This is a genomic window from Thermoanaerobaculia bacterium, assembly GCA_035717485.1.
Taxonomy (GTDB): domain Bacteria; phylum Acidobacteriota; class Thermoanaerobaculia; order UBA5066; family DATFVB01; genus DATFVB01.
The window spans coordinates 1-5568 of sequence record DASTIQ010000178.1; the positions used below are offsets into that span (position 1 = coordinate 1).

6 protein-coding genes and 1 other RNA gene are annotated in these 5568 nt (G+C 70.3%); all 7 read left to right on the top strand.

What is annotated here, in order from left to right:
* Window positions 1–1182, top strand: a 1182-nt coding sequence (locus tag VFS34_09545) for a DUF4388 domain-containing protein (GenBank protein ID HET9794694.1), incomplete at its 5' end; no start/stop codon positions are given.
* 92 nt (window positions 1183–1274) lie between these two features.
* A complete protein-coding gene (locus VFS34_09550; protein HET9794695.1) occupies window positions 1275–1886 on the top strand; it encodes a DUF4126 domain-containing protein in 612 nt (203 codons plus the stop codon).
* Window positions 1887–1890: 4 nt separating this feature from the next.
* A complete protein-coding gene (locus tag VFS34_09555; GenBank protein HET9794696.1) occupies window positions 1891–2346 on the top strand; it encodes an NYN domain-containing protein in 456 nt (151 codons plus the stop codon).
* Between the two features lie 40 nt (window positions 2347–2386).
* Window positions 2387–2774, top strand: an RNA gene (gene rnpB, locus VFS34_09560) — RNase P RNA component class A.
* A 37-nt stretch (window positions 2775–2811) separates the two neighbouring features.
* Window positions 2812–3696 carry an LD-carboxypeptidase gene (locus VFS34_09565; GenBank protein ID HET9794697.1) on the top strand — a complete coding sequence of 295 codons (885 nt, stop codon included), beginning with the start codon at window positions 2812–2814 and terminating at the stop codon, window positions 3694–3696.
* Window positions 3693–4484, top strand: a complete 792-nt coding sequence (locus tag VFS34_09570) for a cyclic nucleotide-binding domain-containing protein (GenBank protein ID HET9794698.1) — start codon at window positions 3693–3695, stop codon at window positions 4482–4484. Before VFS34_09565 ends, VFS34_09570 begins: the two co-directional genes overlap by 4 nt.
* Before the next feature lie 127 nt (window positions 4485–4611).
* On the top strand, window positions 4612–5568 hold a 957-nt coding region (locus VFS34_09575), incomplete at its 3' end, for a DNA helicase RecG (protein ID HET9794699.1).

Here is a 5568-nt window from a genome sequence, read left to right on the forward strand (position 1 = left end):
GAGGCGGAGACGGTCCGCCTCTTCTTCGACGCGGGCGAGCTCCGGACCGCGACGTCATCGACCGAGGGACGCCGGATCGGCGACGTGCTCCTGCGCCGCGGGCTCGTGGGGGAGGCGGACTTCCGCGCGGCGCTCGCCTCCGACGGCGAGCGGCGGAGCCGGCTCGGGAAGCTCCTCGTCGAGCGGGGCTTGATCGCGCAGAACGTCCTCGACGCCGAAATGCGCCGCCTCTCGGAAGAGATCGTCTTCGCGGCGTTCACGTGGAAGGACGCGGAATTCCGTTTCGAGGACGACGAGGGGAGCCCGGACGCCGACGTCTGGCTCGATCATTCGACGGCAGCCCTGATCGTCGAAGGGATCCGGCGTCTTCCCGAAAGCGACGAGTACGTCGAGTCGATCGGCGATCTGGACCGCAAGCCCTCGGCCGTGAACGACCCGATGGCGCGCTGGGGAGTCGTCAAGCTCGCGCCGCAGGAGGGATACCTCTTCTCCCTCTGCAACGGCCGGACGAGCTTCCGCGACATTCTCAAGCTCGCCCCTTCCCGGGCGGCGGGAGCGAAGATCCTCCACGCCCTGCTGGCGTGCGGCCTGATCGAAGTCGCCGAGGAGGCGGCGGCTCCCGGCGCGGCCTCGGACGCGGTGCCGCCCTCTCCCGGGGAAGCGCCGGTTCCCGCGCCCCGGGAGATCCCGATCGAACCTTCCGCGCCGGACGCCGAAGCCCGTTACGTCGTCGCGCGCGGGAGCTATCTGCGCGCGCGCCAGTTGATGGAAGCACGGGACTTCTTCGGGGCGATCGTCCTCCTCGAGCAGTGCGTGAAGCTCGTGCCCGACAACCCCGAATATCACTACCGGCTCGCCTCGGCCCTCTCCCGGAACCCGCGCTGGGGAGAGCGGACGATCGCCCAGTTCCAGAAGGCCCTGTCGCTCGCGCCGGGGCGGACCGACGCGATCCGGGAGTTCGCCGAGTTCCTGCTCGCGCGAAAGCGGCCCGCCGAGGCCCGCGACTACGCCGCCCGGCTCTTCGAGCGGTCGCCGGAGGATCCGAAACACGCGGACCTCCTCCGCCGCTGCGAGGCGGCGATGGGCATCGCGCCCCTTCCCGTCGCGGAGGCCGCGGACGACGACGAGGAGGAGAAACCGAAGTCGCTCCTGGGACGATGGTTCCGCCGGAACACCGAATGAGAAAAGTGCCGCAGAGGAGCGGAGGGGCGCGCCGCGCGCGCGGACCGGGTTCGTCGCCCGCCCTCCCCGAGCGGCCCCCGGGCGACGCGTAAATGGATCTCGGGATCGCGACCGCCCTCGGTCTCGCCGTCGCCGCGGGATTCAACGCCTGGGCGACGGCGCTCGTCTTCGGGGTGTGCGCGCGATTCTTCCCCGACCTCCTGGGCGGTTCCATCGCGGCGTTCTTCGCCGCCGGGCCGATCCTCACGATGGCGGCCGCCCTCTTCGCGGCGGAATTCCTCGCGGACAAGATTCCGTTTCTCGACCACTTCTGGGACTTCGCGCACACGTTTCTCCGCCCGGCGGCCGGCGCGGCGCTCGCGGCCGGATGTCTCCCGGGGCATTCCGCCGCCGCCCGCCTGGGGGCGGCCGCCGCCGGCGCCGTGGTCACGCTCGCGGCCCACATGGGGAAAGCGGCTTCCCGTCTCACGTCGACGGCGGCCGTCTCGCCGCTGACCCGTCTCGCACTCTCCATCGCGGAGGACGTGATCGCGGTGTCGGTGGCGGCCGTCGCGATCTTCGCTCCCGGGCTTTCGCTCGCGGTCGTCGGCGCCGTGCTGATCCTGATCGTCCTGCTCTTCGGGCGCATCCGCCGCGCCGCGGCGATCCTCTTCTTCCTCGCGGCGCATCCGCGCGAGGCCTACCGGGCGTCGAAGGAGGCGTGAGGCGATGCCGTTCCTCGTCGACGGCAACAACCTGATCGGAAGGATCGCGGGGCGGCCGCCGGGAACGGACGAAGAGCGCCGGCGCGTCCAGCAGACCATCTCCGCGCGGCTGCGGAGCGGCCGTTCGAGCGTCGTCCTCTTCTTCGACGGGGAACCTTCCGCCGGCAAGCGGGAAGGATGGCTCGGCGGCCTGACGGTGCGGTATTCCGGGAACCGGAGCGCCGACGACGCGATCATCGAAGCGGTCGAGCGGGCGAAGGCGCGCCGCGACTGCCACGTGGTGACCGACGACCGGGCGCTCGCGGAACGGGCCCGGGCGCGCGGGGCTCGGGCGCTGTCGACCGCGGATTTCTGGGGGCGGATGGAGACCGCTCCCGGCGAGGCGGGGAAAGACGCGCGCGCGGTGGACGTCGACGAGTGGGAATCGTTCTTCGCGGACGACCGGAACCGCCTCCCGTGACCCGTCCGCCCTTCTCCGATCTGTTAGAATCGCCTTCGGGCGGGCGATCCATGCGATCGCCGCGATCTTCGGATCGGGGAGGAAAGTCCGAACTCCACGAGGGCAGCGCGCCGGGCAACCCCCGGTCGTCCCGGCGACGGGGCGAAGGAAAGTGCCACAGAAATCAAACCGCCTTTCTTCCGGAGCTTGACGGCGCCGGCGGAACGGCAAGGGTGAAACGGTGCGGTAAGAGCGCACCGCCCCGGCGGCAACGCCGGGGGCACGGTAAACCCCGCGCGGAGCAAGGCCAAATAGGGAAACGGAAGAGCGCCCACCTCATCCCGCTCGACGGGACCGTTTCCGGGTTGGCTGCTGGATTCCGGGAGAGATCCCGGAGCTAGAGGAATGATCGCACCCGACAGAATTCGGCTTACCGGGTCGTCCGCCCACTTTTCGAAACCTCCGGCGCTCCGGCCGGGCGCGACGATCGGCGTCGCCGCGATCTCCGGCCGCGTCGATCCGGCGAGGCTCGATGCGGGCATCGCTCGCCTCCGATCGCGAGGATACCGGGTCGTCGAAGCGCCGAACGTCCGCTCGACCGACGCCATGCGCGCCGGCACCGACGCGCAACGCGCGGCCGGATACCGCCGTCTGGTCTCGGATCCCGAGGTCGACGCGATCTTCTTCGCGCGCGGCGGCTGGGGAGCGGCCCGAATCCTCGACCGGCTCGATCCGGACGAGGTCGCGCGCCACCCGAAGATCCAGATGGGGGGCTCGGATCTGACGACGCTCTTCGCCTGGCTCCAGGCGCGCGCGGGGCTCGTCGCGTTCCACGGCCCGATGGTCGCGGTCGACTTCGCCCGCGCCGAACCCGACCCGGAGACCGACGCTTCGTGGGAACCCGTCCTCCGCGGCGACGCGCCGCTCGCGATTCCGATCGCGACCGAACAGGTGCTCGCGGGCGGCTCCGGATCCGGACTACTCGTCGGCGGATGCCTGTCGATGCTCGTGGCGCTCGAAGGAACGCCCGAGGCGCTGGACACCCGGGGGCGCGTCGTGTTCTGGGAGGACGTGGGGGAGGAGATCTACCGTCTCGACCGGATGCTCACGCACTGGCGGCGCGCGGGGCGTCTCGCGGAGCCCGCGGGCGTTATAATCGGGAAGTTGGAAAACATACGGAACAACGGGATCCCGGACGAGGAGGGCGTGTCCTCGCTCCTCGCCGAGCACTTCGCGGGCGCTCCCTATCCGGTCGTGCGCGACTTTCCCGCGGGGCACGGAGCGAGGAATCGAACCCTCCCGCTCGGAACGCGCGTCACGCTCGACGCGTCGGCCGGCGCGGTCCGGTTCGAGGAGGCGGCGGTCTCATGAAGGCGGTCTTCAAATCGGGTTCCGGGAAGAGCCCCTCCGAGCAGTTCGTCGTCACCTACCTGATGGGCGACATCATCTTCTCCGAGGGAGACCTCGGCACCGAGATGTACATCGTCCAGAGCGGCGTCGTCGAGATCTTCAAGAAGATCCGGGGACGCCAGAAGGTGCTCGCGACGCTCGAAAAGGGAGATTTCTTCGGGGAGATGTCGGTCCTCGAAGACGTGTCCCGCACCGCTTCGGCGCGCGCGAAGACCGACGTCGAGCTCGTCCGGATCAACCAGACGACGTTCGATCAGATGATCAAGGGAAACACCGAGATCGCCGTCCGCATGCTCCGGAAGCTCTCGCGGCGGCTGCGGGAGACGACCGATCTCCTGGAAGACGCGCTCGGCCACAAGGTCGCCGATCCGATCGATTCCCCGTCGGGCTCCGTGCCCGCGGTCGCGCGCGAGGAGCACCGGGTCTACCGCCTCGTCTCGCCGGACCGGAAGACGGAGTTCTACCTCAACCGGGACGGCGACACGCGGATCGGCCGCGCCGATCCCGTCACCGGGATCAACCCCGACGTCGATCTCACCGCCCTCGACACCCAGCGCTCCACCTCGCGAAGCCACGCCCGGATCTACAAGGCGGACGACACGTTCTACGTGATGGAAGAGATCGGCGTGATGAACGGCACGTACGTCAACGACCGGAGGCTCCCGACCGGCACCCCCGGCGCGATCAAGGACGGCGACGTGCTGAAGTTCGGGCTGATTCCGCTCGTCTTCCGCATCACGAAAGAGTAGCCGGCGCGGCGATACGTCAAGCCGGACGCGCGTCTCGCCGCGTCTCGAGGTCGGTATCCACGGAAACGGGCGGGCCTTCGCTCGCACCACGCTTTGCGCGTCGCCTCCGCGTGGTAGAAGGCGATCGATGAGCGACGTTCCCCTCCGGCTCGGCGACCCGATCTCGCGCGTGCCCGGGATCGCGCCGTCCTCGGCGCGCAAGCTCGCCGAGGACGGATGCCCGACGGTCGCGGACCTCCTGCTCCACCTGCCGTTTCGATACGAGGATCGGACGGCGTTGGCGAAGATCGGCGAGCTGAAGGACGGCGAAGCCGCCGTCGTCGCCGGCCGCGTCGTCTCCCACCGGCTGGTGCGGACCCGCCGGCGCGGCTTCACGATCCTCCAGGCCGCGATCGCCGACGAGACCGGCTCGCTTCCGGTCGTCTGGTTCAACCGGCCATATCTCGCGAAGGCCTTGACTCCCGGGCGGCGCGCCGTTCTCTACGGAACGCCGCTCTTCGAAAAACGGGGTCTCGTGATGCGAAATCCCGAGCACGAGCTCTTCGGCCCGGAAGAGGAAGAGGATCCGGTCCACATGGGGCGCGTCGTCGGCATCTATCGCAGGCTCGGCGGACTCGGGAGCCAGTGGCAGCGGGGAGCGATCCGGCGCGCGCTGACCGCCCTCGATCCGGTTTTCCGGTCGGCGGGCGACCCCCGGGTCCTCTTTCGCGCGCTCGAAACGGTTCACTTCCCGCCGCGCCGGGGGTTCGCCGCGGCGGCGGCGCGGGCTCGGCGCGCCCTCGCGCGCGAAGAGCTCTCCGTCTTCCTCGATCGGATCGAGGCGAAGAGGGAAGCGCGGGCGGCGATCCGCGTGCCGGCGTGGACGTGGACTCCCGAGACCACGCGCCGCCTCCTGCGCCTGCTCCCGTTCCCGCTGACGCGCTCGCAGAAGGAAGCGATGGCGGAGATCGCGGCGGACCTCCGGCGCGGATCCCCGATGGCCCGGCTTCTCCAGGGCGACGTCGGGAGCGGGAAGACCGCCGTCGCGCTGCTCGCGGCGCTCCTCGCGATCGAGAACGGCTCCCAGGCGGCGCTCATGGCGCCG